Origin of the sequence: Streptomyces sp. 5-10, assembly GCF_014712245.1 — a bacterium.
GTDB lineage: Bacteria > Actinomycetota > Actinomycetes > Streptomycetales > Streptomycetaceae > Streptomyces > Streptomyces violaceusniger.
The window spans coordinates 1-17315 of record NZ_JACVYG010000076.1 but is presented as its reverse complement, the minus strand read 5'-3'; the positions used below and the strand labels follow the sequence as shown (position 1 = coordinate 17315).

Annotated in this window: 17 protein-coding genes and 2 pseudogenes; 10 read left to right on the top strand and 9 right to left on the bottom strand. The window is 71.2% G+C overall.

Features of this window, described 5'->3' with window-relative positions:
* Positions 1-12: 12 nt before the first annotated feature.
* Genes npdG through IEJ02_RS44005 form a run of 5 tightly spaced genes read right to left on the bottom strand, consistent with a single transcriptional unit; the run spans position 13 to position 5201 of the window.
* On the bottom strand, positions 13-750 hold the full coding sequence (npdG, locus tag IEJ02_RS44025) for an NADPH-dependent F420 reductase (protein ID WP_137977668.1): 738 nt from the start codon (positions 748-750) through the stop codon (positions 13-15).
* Positions 751-797: 47 nt separating this feature from the next.
* Positions 798-1787, bottom strand: coding sequence for a carbohydrate ABC transporter permease (locus IEJ02_RS44020; protein ID WP_223865431.1), 990 nt, complete (start codon positions 1785-1787; stop codon positions 798-800).
* Entirely contained in the window at positions 1784-2716 is a 933-nt protein-coding gene (locus tag IEJ02_RS44015) for a carbohydrate ABC transporter permease (RefSeq protein WP_191069922.1), read from the bottom strand. The genes IEJ02_RS44020 and IEJ02_RS44015 overlap by 4 nt, the downstream gene beginning before the upstream one ends.
* A gap of 5 nt (positions 2717-2721) precedes the next feature.
* Positions 2722-4077, bottom strand: a complete 1356-nt coding sequence (locus IEJ02_RS44010; protein ID WP_191069921.1) for an ABC transporter substrate-binding protein — start codon at positions 4075-4077, stop codon at positions 2722-2724.
* The gene (locus tag IEJ02_RS44005) at positions 4074-5201 is read right to left on the bottom strand and encodes a sialidase family protein (RefSeq protein WP_191069920.1); all 1128 of its coding nucleotides are present in this window, start codon (positions 5199-5201) and stop codon (positions 4074-4076) included. Before IEJ02_RS44005 ends, IEJ02_RS44010 begins: the two co-directional genes overlap by 4 nt.
* Before the next feature lie 261 nt (positions 5202-5462).
* On the opposite strand from IEJ02_RS44005, the gene IEJ02_RS44000 reads away from it, so the two are divergent.
* Positions 5463-6068: a hypothetical protein gene (locus tag IEJ02_RS44000; RefSeq protein ID WP_191069919.1), complete on the top strand. Its 606-nt coding sequence runs from the start codon at positions 5463-5465 to the stop codon at positions 6066-6068.
* Positions 6069-6171: 103 nt separating this feature from the next.
* Positions 6172-7476, top strand: coding sequence for an MFS transporter (locus IEJ02_RS43995; RefSeq protein WP_191069937.1), 1305 nt, complete (start codon positions 6172-6174; stop codon positions 7474-7476).
* 100 nt (positions 7477-7576) lie between these two features.
* Here IEJ02_RS43995 and IEJ02_RS43990 read toward each other — a convergent pair whose 3' ends face one another.
* On the bottom strand, positions 7577-7981 hold the full coding sequence (locus IEJ02_RS43990; RefSeq protein WP_191069918.1) for a winged helix-turn-helix transcriptional regulator: 405 nt from the start codon (positions 7979-7981) through the stop codon (positions 7577-7579).
* A 144-nt stretch (positions 7982-8125) separates the two neighbouring features.
* Here IEJ02_RS43990 and IEJ02_RS43985 point away from each other — a divergent pair, with 144 nt between their 5' ends.
* Complete coding sequence (locus IEJ02_RS43985) at positions 8126-8998, top strand: SDR family oxidoreductase (protein WP_223865430.1); 873 nt, start codon at positions 8126-8128, stop codon at positions 8996-8998.
* A gap of 28 nt (positions 8999-9026) precedes the next feature.
* Here the strand turns inward: IEJ02_RS43985 and IEJ02_RS51485 are convergent.
* Positions 9027-9104 (bottom strand): annotated as a pseudogene (locus IEJ02_RS51485) (transposase); the annotation flags it as partial.
* A gap of 122 nt (positions 9105-9226) precedes the next feature.
* A complete protein-coding gene (locus IEJ02_RS43980) occupies positions 9227-9454 on the bottom strand; it encodes a hypothetical protein (RefSeq protein ID WP_191069917.1) in 228 nt (75 codons plus the stop codon).
* Positions 9455-9527: 73 nt separating this feature from the next.
* Here IEJ02_RS43980 and map point away from each other — a divergent pair, with 73 nt between their 5' ends.
* The 6 genes and pseudogenes from map (at position 9528) to IEJ02_RS43950 (ending at position 15216) form a co-directional block, all read left to right on the top strand.
* On the top strand, positions 9528-10385 hold the full coding sequence (map, locus tag IEJ02_RS43975) for a type I methionyl aminopeptidase (RefSeq protein ID WP_137977680.1): 858 nt from the start codon (positions 9528-9530) through the stop codon (positions 10383-10385).
* 7 nt (positions 10386-10392) lie between these two features.
* Positions 10393-10731 (top strand): annotated as a pseudogene (locus IEJ02_RS43970) (biliverdin-producing heme oxygenase); the annotation flags it as partial.
* Positions 10732-10934: 203 nt separating this feature from the next.
* Positions 10935-12068: an iron uptake system protein EfeO gene (efeO, locus tag IEJ02_RS43965; protein WP_191069916.1), complete on the top strand. Its 1134-nt coding sequence runs from the start codon at positions 10935-10937 to the stop codon at positions 12066-12068.
* Positions 12069-12079: 11 nt separating this feature from the next.
* Complete coding sequence (efeB, locus tag IEJ02_RS43960) at positions 12080-13339, top strand: iron uptake transporter deferrochelatase/peroxidase subunit (RefSeq protein WP_191069915.1); 1260 nt, start codon at positions 12080-12082, stop codon at positions 13337-13339.
* 43 nt (positions 13340-13382) lie between these two features.
* Positions 13383-14360, top strand: coding sequence for an iron uptake transporter permease EfeU (gene efeU, locus IEJ02_RS43955; protein WP_191069914.1), 978 nt, complete (start codon positions 13383-13385; stop codon positions 14358-14360).
* Positions 14293-15216 carry an SCO2278 family lipoprotein gene (locus IEJ02_RS43950; protein WP_498067129.1) on the top strand — a complete coding sequence of 308 codons (924 nt, stop codon included), beginning with the start codon at positions 14293-14295 and terminating at the stop codon, positions 15214-15216. Before efeU ends, IEJ02_RS43950 begins: the two co-directional genes overlap by 68 nt.
* A 123-nt stretch (positions 15217-15339) precedes the next feature.
* Here the strand turns inward: IEJ02_RS43950 and IEJ02_RS43945 are convergent, their stop codons facing one another.
* Positions 15340-16071, bottom strand: coding sequence for a bifunctional DNA primase/polymerase (locus IEJ02_RS43945; RefSeq protein ID WP_191069912.1), 732 nt, complete (start codon positions 16069-16071; stop codon positions 15340-15342).
* A 169-nt stretch (positions 16072-16240) separates the two neighbouring features.
* Between IEJ02_RS43945 and IEJ02_RS43940 the strand changes: the two genes are divergently transcribed.
* Positions 16241-17149: a glycerophosphodiester phosphodiesterase gene (locus IEJ02_RS43940; protein ID WP_191069911.1), complete on the top strand. Its 909-nt coding sequence runs from the start codon at positions 16241-16243 to the stop codon at positions 17147-17149.
* The last annotated feature ends 166 nt before the right edge of the window (positions 17150-17315 follow it).

Here is a 17315-nt window from a genome sequence, read left to right as displayed (position 1 = left end):
CTCAGACGTCCGTCAGACGTCCGTGACGCGCAGGCCCGCGTGAGCCTTGTAGCGGCGGTTGACCGAGATCAGGTTGGCCACCAGGGACTCCACCTGGTGGGCGTTGCGCAGCCGGCCCGCGTAGACCCCGCGCATGCCCGGGATGCGGGCCGCGAGCGCCTGGACCACGTCGGTGTCGGCACGCGACTCGCCCAGGACCATCACATCGGTGTCGATCTGCTCGACCTCCGGGTCCTGGAGCAGCACGGCCGAGAGGTGGTGGAAGGCCGCGGTGACGCGGGAGTCCGGCAGCAAGGCGGCGGCCTGCTCGGCCGCGCTGCCCTCCTCGGGCCGCAGCGCGTACGCGCCCTTCTTGTCGAAGCCCAGCGGGTTGACGCAGTCGATGACCAGCTTGCCGCCGAGCTCCTCGCGCAGCCCCTCCAGCGTCTTGGCGTGGCCGTCCCACGGGACCGCGACGATGACGATGTCGCTGCGGCGCGAGCACTCGGCGTTGTCCGCGCCTTCGATGCCGAGCTCCGCGCCGCCCAGCTCCCGCGCCGCGGTCTGCGCGCGCTCGGCGGCGCGCGAGCCGATGATCACCTTCTGGCCGGCCCTGGCCAGCCGGTAGGCGAGACCGCGGCCCTGGTCGCCGGTGCCGCCGAGGACACCGACGGTCAGGCCGGACACATCGGGGAGGTCCCAGGGGTCCTTGGCGGGGGCCTTCTTCGCGGGGGCGCCGGACGCGGAGTTCGTGGCATCAGGAGTAGTCATGACAGCGATCCTGTCACGCACCGCGGTCACCTTCATGGTGACGTCTCTTACGCTTTGACACTCCCCTCCGTCAGCCCTGTGCGCCAGTACCGCTGGAGTACGCCCATCAGCACCATCAGCGGCAGGACGGACAGGAACGCCCCGCCGACCGTGTACTGGTACAGCTCCGGCTGCCGGTCCGCGTACCCCTGCCAGGCAGTCAGACCGAGCTGGATCGGATAGAGGTCGGAGTCGGAGAGCATGACCAGCGGCAGAAAGAAGTTGTTCCAGACGTGCACGAACTGGAACAGGAAGACGGTCACCAGCGCCGGGGTCATCAGCCGCAGCCCCAGCGTGGAGAAGATCCGGGCCTCCCCCGCGCCGTCGATCCGCGCCGCCTCCAGGAGGGAGTCCGGGACGGCGGCTGCCGCGTAGATCCGGCACAGATAGACCCCGAACGGGCTGACCACGCTGGGGATCAGCACGGCCCAGTAGGTGTTCGCCAGTCCGATCTGGCTGAAGAGCAGATACAGCGGGAGGGCGAGCGCCGTGCCCGGGATCAGCACTCCGGCCAGGATGACGTTGAAGATGCCCTCCCGGCCGGGGAAGCGGTACTTGGCCAGGGCGTAGCCGGCCGCGGCCGACAGCAGGGTGGCGGCGAGCGCGCCGACGCCCGCGTACATCAGGCTGTTGGCGAACCACCGGGCGTAGATGCCGTCGTCGTAGGTGAGCACCCGGTGCAGATAGTCCAGCGGGTGCGGGTCGTGGAACCAGAAGCCGAAGGTGCCGAAGAGGTCGCTGCTGGACTTGGTGGAGGAGACCACCAGCCAGTAGACGGGGGTCAGGAAGTAGATCGCGGCGACGGTGAGCAGCGAGACGGTGATGATCCGGTGCCGCAAGGGGGGTGCCAGCCCCTCCCGGCCCCTTGCCGCGCGGCGGCGGCCCGCACCGGGCCGGGCGCCGGGCGGGGCCGTATCGGCCCCGGGCGCGGCCCCGCCCCCGGGCGCGCCGGGCTCACTGGCGACCGCGCCGCCCGCCAGGTCGTTCGCTTCGCTCATCCGCTCTCGCCGTCCTTCCCCCGCTGTCCCACGAGCCTCAGGAAGCCGAAGGACAGTACGCAGGCGACGAGGGCGAGCAGCACCGCCTCGGCCGCCGCGATGTGCTGGTTGTTACTGGTGAACGCCTCGTTGTAGGCGGCCAGATTGGGGGTGTAGCCGGAGTCGATGGAGTTGCTGAGCGGTTTGAGCACCTTCGGTTCGGCGAAGAGCTGGAGGGTACCGATGAGGCTGAAGACGGTGGTGAGCACGAGCGCGGGCCGGATCAGCGGGAGCTTGATGTGCCGGGCCACCTGCCAGGCGCTGGCCCCGTCGATCCGCGCCGCCTCGTACAGCTCCCCGGGGACGGCCTTGAGCTGGGCGATCAGCACCAGCATGTTGTAGCCGGTGAACTGCCAGGTGACGATGTTGGCGATGGACCACAGGACCGCCCCGCGGCCCAGGAAGTCCACGTTCCAGCCCACCGAATGGGCCATCTCCACCAGCGGGCTGATCCCGGGGACGTAGAGGAAGCCCCACAGGATCGAGGCGATCACACCGGGCACCCCGTACGGCAGGAAGAAGGCGGTCCGGAAGAAGCCCACCCAGCGCGCGGACGCCGCGTCCAGCAGCAGCGCCAGTGCGGTGGCGAAGGCGATCATCACCGGGATCTGGACGGCGCCGAAGAGCAGCACCCGCCCGAATCCGGCCGTGAACCGGTCGTCCTCCAGGGCATGGGCGTAGTTGGACAGGCCCGCCCACACCTGCTTGGTCTCCCCGCCGAGGCCGAGCGGCCCGGTGCGCTCGACCTTCAGCAGGCTCTCGTAGAGGGCGTACGCGATCGGGGCGATGAAGCACAGCAGGAAGAGCGCGAGGAAGGGCAGCAGGAACCCGGACGCCGCCCGGGCGCTGCGTGCCTCGGTCCTGGTGAGGCGGCGGGGGGCTCCTCTCATCCGCCTCACCCGGCCTTCACCTGGAGGCCCTTTTCCTTCAGATCGGTGATCGTCTGGCTCTGCACCTTCTTCAGCACCGAGCGGAAGTCGGACCCGTTCCCGATGGCCGCCGTGAAGGCGTCGCCGAGCCGCTGGTAGAGGGTGTCCGTGGCGGGGCCCCACTTCCAGCTGGTGTCCACGCCCTTGCTCGCCGCGTCGAAGACCTTGCTGTACTCCTGGCCGCCGAAGAAGTCCTTGTGCACATCGAGCTGGGAGGTGGTGTACCCCTGCTTGGCGCCCGGGGTGCCGTAGCCGTTCTCGATCAGGAGCTTGATCGACTCGGGGTCGGTGTTGAGCCAGATCGCGAAGGCCAGGGCGTCCTTGGGGTACTTGGTCTTGGCGAAGACCGCGGTGGTGGAGCCGCCCCAGTTGGCGTAGGCGGCGTCGCCCTTCTTCCACTGCGGCATGGGCACCACGCGCCACTTCCCCGCGGTCTTGGGGGCGTTGCCGACCAGCAGGGCGTCGCCCCAGCTGGCGCCGAGCCAGGAGGCCATGTCGCCGGTCTGGACGTCCTTGTACCAGGCGTTCTGCCGGTCCGGGATGGTCTTGATGAGCTTCCGGCGGACCAGCCCGTACCAGTAGTCGGCGACCTTACGGGTGGGCTCGTCGTCGATGGAGACGGTCCAGGTGTCGCCCTCGGTGCCGAACCAGCGCGCCCCGGCCTGCCAGGCGAGCCCCGCGAAGCGGTTGCCGTTGGTGGCCGAGAAGGTCTCGATCCAGGCGCCCTTCTTACGGATCGCGGTGGCCGCCGCCTCGTACTCGTCCCAGGTGGTGGGCGGCTCTATGCCCCACTTGTCGAAGAGGTCCTGACGGATGAACAGGCCCATCGGGCCGGACGCCTGCGGTACGGCGTAGACGGCCTTGCCGAAGACCGACTGCTGCCACTGCCAGCCGATGAACTTGTCCTTGTGGTCGGCGACCCCGTACTTGGTCAGGTCCAGCAGCCCGTTGTCGATGAGGAAGCTGGGCACGACGGGGTATTCGATCTGGCCGAGGTCCGGCGGATTGCCCGCCTTGATGGCGGCGTGCATCTTGGCGTACTGGGCGCCGTCGACGGCCGAGACCTTCTCGACCTTGACCCGCACCTCGGGGTTCTTGCTGTTCCACAGGGCGACGGGCTTGTCGATGCCCGGCACCCAGGACCAGAAGGTCAGGGTGATCTTCTCGCCCTTCTTGCGGCCCTTGGGCTCATCACCCCCGTCGTCGTCCGAGCCGCAGCCCGCGAGGGCGAACCCGGCGGCCGCGGCGGCCGCGCCGCCGAGGACCGCGCGGCGCGGCGTGCCGTGCGTCCAGGTGTTCCGGTTTCGTGCGGTGTCGCTCATACCAGCTCCTCCGTCGGAATGCGCCGGAATGTGATGGTCGAGTAGGCGCTGAAGTCGCCGGTCTCGTAGAGCAGTCCGACCGTGGCGTCGTCGAGCCGGACCAGATCGGAGTAGGCGGCGGGCAGGCCGTTCACGGTGTGGCTCGGCCGCCAGGTGACGCCGCCGTCAAGGCTGGTGCGGACGGTCATCAGCGCCCGGTACGCGGGGTCGGCGGGGCCGGAGAAGAGCAGCACGTCCGGCTCGCCGAGGTGCAGCACGCTGCACTCCACGACGGGCGCGACCAGACCGGCCTGCGGCCGGAAGGGGAGGTCCAGGGTGGCGCCGCCGTCGCCGGAGTGGGCGTCGGCGCGGGTGCCGGGCGCGGTGGCGTCGGTGCGGGTGTTGAAGTAGACCCGGCCGTCGGGGAGTTGGGCGGCGGTGGTCTCGTTGACGTTGACGTAGCCGTCGGGGTTGTCGTCCACGTACCCGATCCGCCAGGTGGCGCCGTCGTCGTCGCTGAGCAGGTCGTGCCCGCCGTTGTACCGCCCCTCGGTGCCGTCGTCGCCGGGGACGGTCGGGGGCAGGGAGTGGTTGGCGGGGATGACGATCCGGCCCGCGTGGGGGCCGTACCGCAGCTGGAGGGCGTGGCCGGGGGTGGTGGCGTACCAGCGCCATTCTGGCCGCTTGGTGCTCGCGGTGATCTCCCGGGCCTCGCTCCAGGTCGCGCCGTCGTCATCGCTGTACGTCAGCCACACCCGCCGCCCGTCGGCCGCGCTCACCTCGCCGCGCCGGATCCGGTCCTCGGTGGCGGAGGCGGCGCTGCGGACGTGCACCAGCAGGACGCGGCCGTCGTTCGGGCCGCCGTCGAGGACGACGGGGGCGGGGTTGCCCGCCGTTCCGTCGCCGTTGCGGGCGACGATCTGTAAGGCGCCCCAGGTGCGTCCGCCGTCGGCCGACCGCTTGAGTACGAGGTCGATATGGCCGTCGTCGGCGGAGGAGTCCACCCGACCCTCGGCGAAGGCGAGGACGGTGCCGTCGTGGGTCAGCACGGCTGCCGGGATCCGGTAGCTCGCATAGCCCTCGGTCCCCGCCCGGAACGGAACGGACACCTCGTACGAGCGTGCCGCCCCCGTGCTGACTGTCATCAGACCTCCCGATGCCCCGTCGCAATCGAGTGCCGAGTCAGATAAATGGGACGTAGGACGTCCCTTGTGTGCGGCGACCTTAGGGTTTGCCTCACAGAGCGTCAAGAGACGGCGCATGAACAGTTGGAGACGCGGATGTGGTGCGCGTGGGCGCCGGGCGCGGGGCGGGTCGACGGCATGCCCGGCGCATATGCCCCGAACGGGTGAGCCGGGCCCGAAACGCGCCCGCCGGGGCGCGGGCCGGGGCAGGATCCGGATGCCATGGACGCCGTAAGGGTCGCGCTGCTGCGCGAAGTCCTCGCCGGAACGGAATGGCTCCAGGCCACCCGCCGCTTCGCGGGCTCGCTACGGGCCTCGGTCGGACCGCGCGCGGGCGGGCTGCTGCTGGTCGGCAGCGAGGCCTACGAACCGTGGCACCTGGCCGCGCACCTCGACGACGAGGCGGCCTGGTCCGGGCTGCCCGAGCTGTCCCCCACCCTCGTCCGCCACCGGGTGCCGGAGGGCGGCGCCGTCCCCGCGCACCTGGCGGTCGGGCTCGGGCGGCTGGAGCGGGCGGGCCGCGGGGAGACGCTGCTGGTGGTCGCGCCGGACGACCCCGGGGCCGGGCTGCTGGAGCGGGTGAACGACGCCCGCCGGGGCGGGGCCACCGTGCTCGCCCTCGACGGCGGCGACGCCGAGCTGCACGCCCTGGCCCATGACGCGCTGTCCGCCCCCGCGGGCGGCGAACTCGACCTCGACACCCTCCAGCACCTGGTCAGCGCGGCCGCCGGCGAGAACAGCCTGCCGCGCCCGGGCCGTCGCCGCTTCCAGGACCGGCTGGCCCGGCTGGCGGAGCACTTGGCGGCGCCGCCACCGGCGCATTGGTGAGGGCGGCGTACGGACTGCGGCCCACGGACTGGTGACCGCGCCCACGGGCCGTAATTCGGTTGCCCGGCACGGCGGCCCGGCCGGACGATGTCACCTCGTGACCCTGACCGACCAGGACGAGCCCCCGGCGCCCCGCGCACCGCGGCGGGCTCGCGCGCTGCTGCCCGATCTCGCCCCGTGGCGCTCCTCCCGCGACTTCCGGCTGCTGTGGACCGCGGGGCTGGTGACCGCCTTCGGCAGCTTCCTGACGATGGTGGCGCTGCCGCTGCAGATCAAGGAGTTGACGGGCTCCGCCGCCGCGGTGGGCGCGATCGGGGCGGTCGAGCTGGTGCCGCTGATCGTCTGCGGGCTGTACGGCGGCGCGCTGGCCGACGCCGTCGACCGGCGGCGGCTGATCCTGCTCACCGAGGCCGGGCTCGGGCTGCTCTCCGCGCTGCTGCTGGTCAACAGCCTGCTGCCGGACCCCATGCTGTGGCCGCTGTATGTGGTGGCCGCGCTGACCAGTGCGCTGACCGGGCTCCAGCGCCCCGCCATCGACGCGGTGGTCGCCCGGATCGTCCCGCACGGCCAGCTGACCGCGGCCGCCGCGCTCAACTCGCTGCGCTGGCAGCTGTCCGCGATCGCGGGGCCCTCGCTCGCCGGGGTCGTCGTGGCGTACGCCGGGCTGCCGCTCGCCTACGGCCTCGATCTGCTGACCTTCGCCGCCTCCGGGCTGCTGGCCCTCCGGCTGACCTCCGCGCCGCCCGCGCACGACGCCGAACCGCCGTCGCTGCGCGCGATTGGCGAGGGCGCGCGCTACGCCTGGCGGCGCAAGGAGCTCCTGGGCACCTACGCCGTGGACATGGCCGCCATGTTCTTCGCCTTCCCGAACGCGATCTTCCCCTTCCTCGCCGACGATCTGGACGCGCCCTGGGCGCTGGGCCTGATGTACGCGGCGGGTTCGATCGGCTCGGTGGTGGTCAGCGCGACCAGCGGCTGGACGTCCCGGGTGCACCGCCACGGCCGGATGGTGGTCGCGGGCGCGGCCGTCTGGGGCCTGGCCATGGCGGCGGCCGGGTGGCTGTCCAACGTCTGGCTGGTGCTGCTGTGCCTGGCCGTGGCGGGCGGCGGGGACATGGTCAGCGGGCTGTTCCGATCCACGCTGTGGAACCAGACGATCCCGGAGAAGCTGCGCGGCCGACTGGCCGGTATCGAGCTGCTCTCCTACGCCACCGGCCCCCAGCTGGGCCAGGTCCGGGCCGGTTCCATGGCGGGCTGGGTGGGCGTACGGGCCTCGGTCTGGTCCGGCGGGCTGGCGTGTGTGGCCTCGGTCGGCCTACTGGCCCTGGCGCTGCCCCGCCTGATGGCCTACGACGCCCGGACGGACGAACACGCGCAAGCCGCCAGAGCGGCCGCGCCCAGCTACTGAGGTGGAACTCGTGATGTCGCCGGGTTGCTCAGGTGAGTCTGATGGTCGGGGCGGTCTCGGTGAGGCAGCAGTCCATGACCAGACCGCCGGCCGCCGCCGATTACCGGGTGCGCTCAGTGCGGTCGTCGTACTCTTCGCGGGCGGTGATGACTTCTTCGATGTGCAGCACGGACCACTCGGTGAGCGCCTTCAGCGGTTCCCGCAGCGTCTGGCCGAGCGCGGTCAGCTCATACTCCACGTGCGGCGGCACCTCTGGGTAGACGGTCCGGCTGACCAGCCCGTCGCGTTCGAGGGTGCGCAGCGTCTGGGTGAGCATCTTCTCGCTCACACCCGCCAGCGCCTGCCGGAGCTGGCCGAACCGGGAGGTCCCGTTCCGGCCGAGTTCGCCCAGCACCAGGACCGCCCACTTGCTGCCGATCTGGTCGAGCAGGTCCCGCGACGGGCAGCCGCGCTCGTACGGATCGAATGACGGTATGGGCCCGGTCACGTTCTCGGCAGCAGCCACAGGGCTCACCTCAATGCTATCGGTCGGGTAAGTACCGTACCAACGAGTGGCTACTCCCCAAGAGAGAGTGTCCAGGTCATTCTTGTGTCCATCCCGCCGCGGACAAACCGCGGCAGGCGTGCGAGGCACGCGCGGAAGGAAGGAATGACCATCATGTCGATCGTCGTCACCGGAGCCACCGGTCAGCTGGGCAGGCTCACCGTCGAGGCACTGCTGCGGCGCGGGATCCCGGCCGCGGACATCATCGCGACCGGCCGGGACATCGCCAGGATCAAGGACCTGGCCGACCGAGGCATCACGGTACGCCGCGCCGACTTCGCGGACACCGACGGCCTGACCAAGGCATTCGCGGGGGCGGACAGGCTGCTGCTGATCTCGGCCTCGGTCCCCGTGGGCGAGCGGGTCGCCAACCACCGCCGCGTGATCGACGCCGCGGCGTCCGCAGGCGTGTCGCTCGTGGCGTACACGAGCACGACGCACGCGGACACGGCCACCACCGTCCTCGGTGCCACGCACGGCGAGACCGAGAAGTATCTGCGGGACCGCGGAATCCCCAGCGTGATGCTGCGCAACAGCTGGTACCTGGAGAACTACACCATCCAACTGCCGCAGATCCTGCAGAACGGCGCCGTCGTCGGCGCCGCGGGCGAGGGGCGGATCAGCGCAGCGTCCCGCGCCGACTACGCCGAGGCCGCAGCGACCGTCCTCACCACCGAAGGCCACACCGGCGCCGTGTACGAGCTCGGCGGCGACGAATCCTTCACCCTGACTGAGCTCGCCGCCGCGATCTCCGCTGCGGCCCGACAGCAGGTTACCTACGCTGACCTCCCGGTGGCCGACTTCGCCCAGGCACTGGCCGCCGCGGGCCTACCCGCCGAGCTGGCGCAAGTCCTCGCTGACGCTGACCGCGGCATGAACCGCGGCGAGATGTACACCGACTCCGGCGACTTGCGCCGCCTGATCGGCCGCCCGGCCGTGACCCTGGCCGAGGCCCTCGCGGCCGCCCTGCATCACTGAGGTTGAACCCGTGATGTGGCCGGGTTGCTCAGGTGGGTCTGATCGTCAGGCCGCTCTCGGCGAGGCAGCCGTCCATGAGTTCGCTGCGGTACTGGATGTGCCGTAGAGCCGGCGCCGGCTACGGGTGCACCATGCCCCCCGTACGGTGACGCGGTACGAGCCCCGTCCCGAGGCTCCCAGGGCCCGACCGCGAGGGTACGCGGCGGAGGAACGGCACGCCGCCGGAAGCTAGGCGTCGCCGCCTCGGGGCTCGTCGTCGCGCCAGCGCGGGTCGTTCCGCCATTCCTCATTGCGCTCGCGCGCCGTCTCCATCGCGCGGGCGGCCTCCGCCGGGGAGGCGTACGGGCCGAGGCGGTCGGCGGCGCGGCATTCCGGGCCCTCCTCGACCTTCTGGTGCCTGATGCAGTAGTACCACTCGCCGGGCTTGCCGGCGGTCCCTCTCCTGAACAGCGCCATCCCGGCCCCGACCTTCCCGCTCGTACTCCCTTGCGGCCATGCTGCCCCATGCGCCGCCGATACACTCGCTGATATGTCTGGCCAGTCGCTTCTAGTCCCGGGGAAGCTCTCCCCCACCCGCACCGTCCCCGCCTCGATCCCGCGTCCGGAGTACGTCGGGAAGGAGGGCCCCGCTCGTTACGACGGGCCCGAGGTCCAGGACGCCGAGACGATCGAGCGCATGCGGATCGCCGGGCGGATCGCCGCGCGGGCGATGGAGGAGGCCGCCAAGCTGATCGCCCCGGGGGTCACCACGGACGAGCTGGACCGGGTGGCCCACGAGTACATGTGCGACCACGGCGCGTACCCCTCGACGCTGGGCTACCGCGGGTTCCCCAAGTCCCTGTGCAGCTCGGTCAACGAGGTCATCTGCCACGGCATCCCCGACACCACCGTCCTGAGGGACGGCGACATCGTGAACCTCGACGTCACCGCCTACATCGGCGGGGTACACGGGGACAACAACGCCACCTACCTGTGCGGCGAGGTGGACGAGGAGTCGCGGCTGCTCGTCGAGCGCACCCGGGAGTCCCTCAACCGCGCGATCAAGGCCGTCAAGCCGGGCCGCCGGATCAACATCATCGGCCGGGTCATCGAGTCGTACGCCAAGCGGTTCGGCTACGGCGTGGTCCGCGACTTCACCGGCCACGGGATCAACACCTCGTTCCACTCCGGCCTGATCGTGCCGCACTACGACAGCCCGCACCACACCACCGAGATCAAGCCGGGGATGACGTTCACCATCGAGCCGATGCTGACGCTCGGCACCCATGAGTACGACATGTGGGAGGACGGCTGGACCGTGGTCACCAAGGACCGCAAGCGGACGGCGCAGTTCGAGCACACGCTGGTGGTGACCGAGACCGGGGCGGACATCCTCACCCTGCCGTAGCGGCCGGGGCATCCTGCCTACCGCCCGCTACTCCGAGCAGCTGTGGTTCGTCTACCGCGCCCTGGAATCCCCGGCCGACGCGCTCGCGGCGGACCCCGTGGCGGGTCCGTTCCTCCGGCCGGAGCTGGCCCGCCTGGCCGAGCTGGAGCGCGATCTGGCCCACCTCGGCGGCCCGGACTGGCGCGGTGACCTCACCGCGCTGCCCGCCACGGAGGCGTACGCGGCGCGGGTCGCGGAGTGCGCCCGCGACTGGCCGGCGGGCCATGTCGCCCACCACTACACCCGCTACATGGGCGATCTGTCCGGCGGCCAGATCGTCCGGGACACGGCGGAGAAGACCTGGGGCTGCCCATAAGAGGCGTGCGTCACTCTTCCCGGAATGCGAACCGCATCAAATCAGCCAACTTGGCCAAACCTTTGCCACCCCTAGAGCACTCCTTGACCTTACACAGGATCCACACAGGCAAGGCTCAGTTAAGTTAGGCCAGCCTTATCCGACCGCCGTACGTCCGTCCTGTCCTGCCTGCCCTGATTCCGTCTGGAGCCCGAATGCGAGCCGCTCGCACCTCCGTTGTCGCCGCGATATCGGCGCTGACGACGATCACCGCCGTCGCCGGATGCGCCCAGAAGTCCGACGCCAAGGACTCGGACGCCATCCAGGTCACCGCCTCCGACAGCGCGTGCGAGGTCTCCAAGACCTCCTTCCCCGCCGGGCATGTGAAGCTCGCGGTGGAGAACAAGGGCTCCAAGGTCACCGAGGTCTATGTCTACGCCCCGGGCGACCGGATCGTCACCGAGCGGGAGAACATCGGCCCCGGCACCCGCGCATCGATCAACGCCGAGGTCAAGGCCGGTTCGTACGAGATCGCCTGCAAGCCCGGGATGAAGGGCCACGGCATCCGCCAGAAGGTGTCCGCCACCGGCAAGGGCAAGCCGGCCAAGCGCGATCCGCGGCTGGACAAGGCGGTGGCCGCGTACCGGACGTACGCCCAGAAGCAGGCCGATGACACGCTGCCCGCCGCCCAGAAGTTCGCCGACGCGATTCTGAAGGACGACCTCGAGGGCGCCAAGAAGCTCTACGCGCCCTCGCGCATCGGCTGGGAGCGCACCGAGCCGGTCGCCGAGTCCTTCGGCGATATCGACCCCAAGGTGGACGTGCGCGAGGACGGCCTGGAGAAGGGCCAGAAGTGGACCGGCTGGCACCGGCTGGAGAAGTCGCTGTGGCAGGCCAAGAAGATCACCGCGGCCGACCATGACCTCGCCGACCAGCTCATCAAGGACCTGAAGGACTGGCAGAAGCGCGTCGGCACCGCCGACATCACCCCCACCGGCATGGCCAACGGCGCCAAGGAGCTGCTGGACGAGGTGCAGACCGGCAAGGTCACCGGTGAGGAGGAGCGCTACAGCCACACCGACCTGGTGGACTTCAAGGCCAACGTCGAGGGCGCCGAGACCTCGTACAAGCTGCTCAAGCCGGTGGCGGCCGGACACGAACCGGAGCTGGCCAAGGAGCTCGACAAGCAGTTCGCGGCCGTCGCGAAGCTCCTGGACCAGTACCGCGAGGGCGATGGCTTCGTGTCGTACGACACCGTCTCGGAGTCCCAGCGCAAGAAGCTGTCCGACGCGGTCAACGCGCTGGCCGAACCGCTGTCCCGGCTCGCCGCCGCCGTCGTCACCAAGTGAGGGGGCCGGGCATGACCGACGAGGCCAACACGGCTCCCTCGCGCCGGGCGCTGATCGGCTGGGGCGGCGCCGGGCTCGCGCTCGGCGCCGCGGCCGCCGGGGGCGCGGCGGCCGCGCTGAGCGGCGGCGCGGACGACACCCGGACGGTGGCCGACAGCGGCGGCGCGGTGCCCTTCTACGGCGCGCACCAGGCGGGGATCGCCACCGCGGTCCAGGACCGGCTGCACTTCGCGGCGTTCGACGTCACCACCGACGACCGCGCCGAGCTGATCGCGCTGCTGAAGGAGTGGACGAAGGCGGCGGCCCGGATGACCCAGGGCCACGCGGTCGGCGGCGGCGCGGTGAGCGATCTGGCGGAGGCCCCGCCGGACGACACCGGCGAGGCGCTGGGCCTCAAGGCGTCCCGGCTCACCCTCACCATCGGCTTCGGGCCCACCCTCTTCCGGGACAAGAAGGGCAAGGACCGCTTCGGCATCGCCGACCGCCGCCCCGAGGCGCTGATCGACCTGCCCGCCTTCCCCGGCGACAACCTCGACCCGGCGCGCAGCGACGGCGATCTGTGTGTGCAGGCGTGCGCGGACGACCCGCAGGTGGCCGTGCACGCCATCCGCAACCTGGCCCGGATCGGCATGGGCAAGGTGGCCATCCGCTGGTCGCAGCTGGGCTTCGGCAAGACGTCCTCGACCACGCCGGACGCCCAGACCCCGCGCAACATGATGGGCTTCAAGGACGGCACCCGGAACATCGCGGGCACCGACACCGCCGCCCTGGACAAGCATGTGTGGGTGAGCGAGAAGGCGGGCCCGGCGTGGCTGGCCGGCGGCTCGTACCTGGTGGCGCGGCGCATCCGGATGCACATCGAGACCTGGGACCGGACCTCGCTGAAGGAGCAGGAGGACGTCTTCGGCCGGGACAAGGGCGAGGGCGCGCCGCAGGGAAAGCAGCGGGAGCACGACGAGCCGAACCTGAAGGCGATGCTGCCCACCGCGCACGTCCGGCTCGCGCATCCGGACTCCAACGGCGGGGCCCGGATCCTGCGCCGCGGCTACTCCTTCACCGATGGCACGGACGGTCTGGGGCGGCTGGACGCGGGGCTGTTCTTCCTCGCCTACCAGCACGACGTACGGGACGGGTTCGTGCCCGTACAGCGGCGGCTGGCGCGGACCGACGCGCTCAACGAGTACATCCAGCACGTGGGTTCGGCGCTCTTCGCGATCCCGCCGGGCGTCCGGGACGCGGACGACTGGTGGGGCAGGGCGCTGTTCTCGTGACGGACTCCCGCGGAAACCCTCGACGACAAGGAAGGCGAACCTCGTGTTCGGCAATTACCTGATCGGTCTGCGCGAAGGGCTCGAAGCCAGCCTGGTGGTCTGCATCCTGGTCGCCTATCTGGTCAAGACCGGGCGCCGGGAAGCACTGCGCCCGGTGTGGCTCGGGATCGCCGTCGCGGTGATCTTGAGCATGTCCTTCGGCGCGGCGCTGGAGTTCGGCTCGCAGGAGCTGACCTTCGAGGCGCAGGAGGCGCTGGGCGGCTCGCTGTCGATCCTGTCGGTGGGCCTGGTGACCTGGATGGTGTTCTGGATGCGCCGCACCGCCCGCCATTTGAAGTCCGAGCTGCACAGCAAGCTGGACGCGGCGCTCGCGATGGGCACCGGGGCGCTGGTGGCCACGGCCTTCCTCGCGGTCGGCCGGGAGGGCCTGGAGACCGCGCTGTTCGTGTGGACGGCGGTCCGGGCGAGCAACGACGGTACGGCGGACCCGCTGATCGGCGTGGTCCTGGGCCTGGTCACCGCGGTGGTGCTGGGCTGGCTGTTCTACCGGGGCGCGCTGCGGATCAACCTGGCGAAGTTCTTCACCTGGACCGGTGCGATGCTGGTCGTGGTGGCGGCGGGGGTGCTCGCGTACGGCTTCCACGACCTCCAGGAGGCCGACTGGCTGCCCGGGCTGCACTCGCTGGCCTTCGACATCAGCTCCACCATCGCGCCGGACTCCTGGTACGGCACGGTGCTCAAGGGTGTCTTCAACTTCCAGCCGGACCCGACCTGGCTCCAGGTGTGGATGTGGGCGCTCTACCTGGTCCCCACGCTCGCGCTGTTCCTCCGTCCCGGTAGGGTGTCGCCGTCCACAGCAGCCCCCACGAATCGGGAGCCGGAGCCCCATGACACGCAGGTCACCCCGTCGACAGCCGGCAGTTACGACCGCAGCGGTGGTACTGACGCTGGGGATGACGCTCACGGGGTGCATGACGGTGCACGGCGAGCGGGAAAACATTCCGTCGGTGGACAGGGCTGAGGCGCCGGGGGCGCTCAAGCGGTTCACCGACACGTACAACAAGGCGTACCGGGAGCTGGATCCGGCGCTGGCGAGCCAGGTGGAGACGGGCCCGCTGGAGGCCATCACCACGGCCGACCTCAAGGCCCAGCACGCGAGCTCGCCCGACGGCAACCCCAAGTACCCGTCGCTGGAGCTGTCCGACGTCACCTACCACATCCCCAAGCAGGTGGGCTGGCCGAAGTTCTTCGTCGCGGACACCGACAGCAACCGCGACGACAACCGCTGGCTGTTCGTCTTCACCCGCGGCGGTGCCGATGAGCCGTGGAAGGCCGCGTATCTGTCGATCCTCAGCCAGGACGAGGTGCCGGACTTCGCGGCCGACAAGGACGGCTGGGCCAAGCCGGTCCGGGCTTCGGGTCCGGCCCCGAAGCTGGCCACCCGGCCGGACAAGCTGAGCGCGGAGTACACCGACTACCTGATGACGGGCAAGGGCTCGGTCTTCGCCGATGGGCAGTCCACGTCGGGGCTGCGGGACACCCGGAAGAAGTACCTGCGCACGCCGAAGTTCTGGACCGAGTACATCGACAGCCCGGCGCAGGACGCGCGGAACGCCCCGGTGGGGCTGCGCACCTCGGACGGCGGGGCGATCGTGTTCTTCACCTCGCACCACCGGCAGAAGCAGACCATGGCGAAGGGGTTCCGGCCCAACCCGGATCCGCAGATCAAGGCGCTGATGACGGGGGAGGCGAAGAAGGCGGTGACGCTGACGAGGATCGCGGAGTCGGCGGTACGAGTTCCCGCGAAGGACGCGGCGGACCCGAAGGTGGTCTTCCTCAACCGCCTGGAGGGTGTGACGGCGGCGAAGGGCGAATAAGCACCGGGCCCGTGGGGTTTCGTTGTCGGGTGCGGGCCGGTGGGTGGGGTGTGCCCACCCGTTCCGCCAGGGGGCACCTCCCAGCGGTAGCTGGGGGAGGAACGATTGCCCACACCTAGGTCTCTATCGCCCCATGGGCCAGGCGGCCGTCTCCCGATCCTCGCCCGCGAAGCGGGCACACGCGTCCGTAAGTGCCTCAAGCAGCGTCAAGGGATCCGGCAGCGGCCGCTCCGGCCCGAGCACCCACCCCACATGCCCGTCCCCGGGCAACCTCGCGGGCGGCACCAGCACATAGCTCCCCCGGCAGTGCCACCGCAGCCCCGGATGCTCATCCATCGTCTCCGGATGGCAGTCCAGCTCACACGGCCACCACTCGTCCTCGTCGTCGGGCGTGCCCCGCGTGGCCGTGAAGAACAGCATCCGGCCCTGCTGGAGATCGCCACTGCTCGTGGCCACGGGCCCGACCTCGACCTCGGCCGCCCCCAGCCGCTCCAGGGCCAGCCGCCCCGCGTCCGCGGGCACGTCGAGCACATCGTGGACGATGCCGGTGGCGGTGATGAAGTTGGCCTGCGGATCGGCGCGCAGCCACTGCGCGACCTTGTCCGGATCGGTCGTCGCCTGGGTCTGCCAGGCGAACGAGACGGGGTGGCGGGCCGGGGTGGGACAGCCGATGCGGTCACAGGAGCAGCCGTAGCCGGAGGGGTGCGCGGCCGGCGCGAGCGGGAATCCCGCCGCCGCGGCGGCCATGAGCAGGTCCTCGCGGACGCTCCCGGCGCCCGCTCCCGTGCCCTGGTCGCCGCCCGCTCCGCTCCTCGGCCGACGCAGCCACTGGGAGAACCTGCCCTTGCGTTCCATCTACCGCCTCGCTTCACCGCCGATACCGGCGGTACCGCCGGTACCCGATCAATGCTGCCACCATCCTGCTCCGGACGTGGCCGGTGTCCGCATCCGGGGTGGGTGAGGGCACCCCGACCGGGTGTCGATATCAGGGCATAGGGTGCGTATCACCCCTAGCGTTCCGTTTATGATCAGCAGGCATTTTCTGACCGCCGTCGCGGTGCTCGGCCTCTCCATACCGGCGGCCGTCGCGGCCCACCCCACCGCTCGCCCGTCCGTACGACGCCTCATTCCTCCGGCCGCCGAACCGGCGCGCCTCGGCCTCCGGCCCGCGCTCACGACGCCGTCGTCCCGGAAGCCCGCCGTCGTCTACACCGCGCACCGCGGCGGCGCCCTGGAAGTGCCCGAGAACAGCATGTCCGGGCTGGCCACCGCCTTCAGCCGGCATGACGTCCAGGTCCTGGACTTCGACAGCCGCATGCTCGGGGACGGCACGCTCGTGGTGATCCACGACGCGACGCTGGACCGCACCACCGACCGGACCGGGCCCGTGCGGGCCCTCACCGCCGCCCAGTGGCGGGACGTCCGGCTGCGCCCCGACCCCTCCCTGCGCGGCACCTGGCGGCCCGAGCGGCCGCCGACCGTCGCCGAGGTGCTGGACCGGTTCGGTGGCCGGATCACCTTGATGGTGGAGGCCAAGGACCCGGAGAGCCTGCCGCGGCTGGCGAGGATGATCCGCGACCGGGGGCTGGTCCACTCCGTCTACGTCAACAGCAACCGCCCCGAGGTGGCCCGCGAGGCCCACCGCAAGGGGCTGCTGACCCAGCTGTGGCGGTCCGCCCGGCAAATGCGCACCGACACCCCGCGCGACTGGCGGGGGGTCGTCGATCTGCTGGACGTGGACTACCGGGCGCGCGACAAGGACGTACGGCGGGCCGTCGGGTCCGGGATACCGCGGGTGTGGGCGCACACCGTGGACACCCCGGCGCAGCGGGACCGGATGCTGCGGCTGGGCTGCGACGGCATCATCACGGACGCGCCGGGGCTGCTGGTCTCCACGCCCGTACGAACGCCGCGGGCGCTCGACGGGGGATGAGCGGCAGCGGGCGGTGGGCGTCGGCCACGCCCAGGCCGCCGCCGACGCCGCCCGAACCGACCAGCGGCCCCGGGCCGTGCGACGAGACCGCCCCGCGCGCCGCCGCCCTCGAGGGCAGCGGGCCCCCGCGAGGCGCCCCGGCCCAGACGGCGGCCCCGGCCCAGAC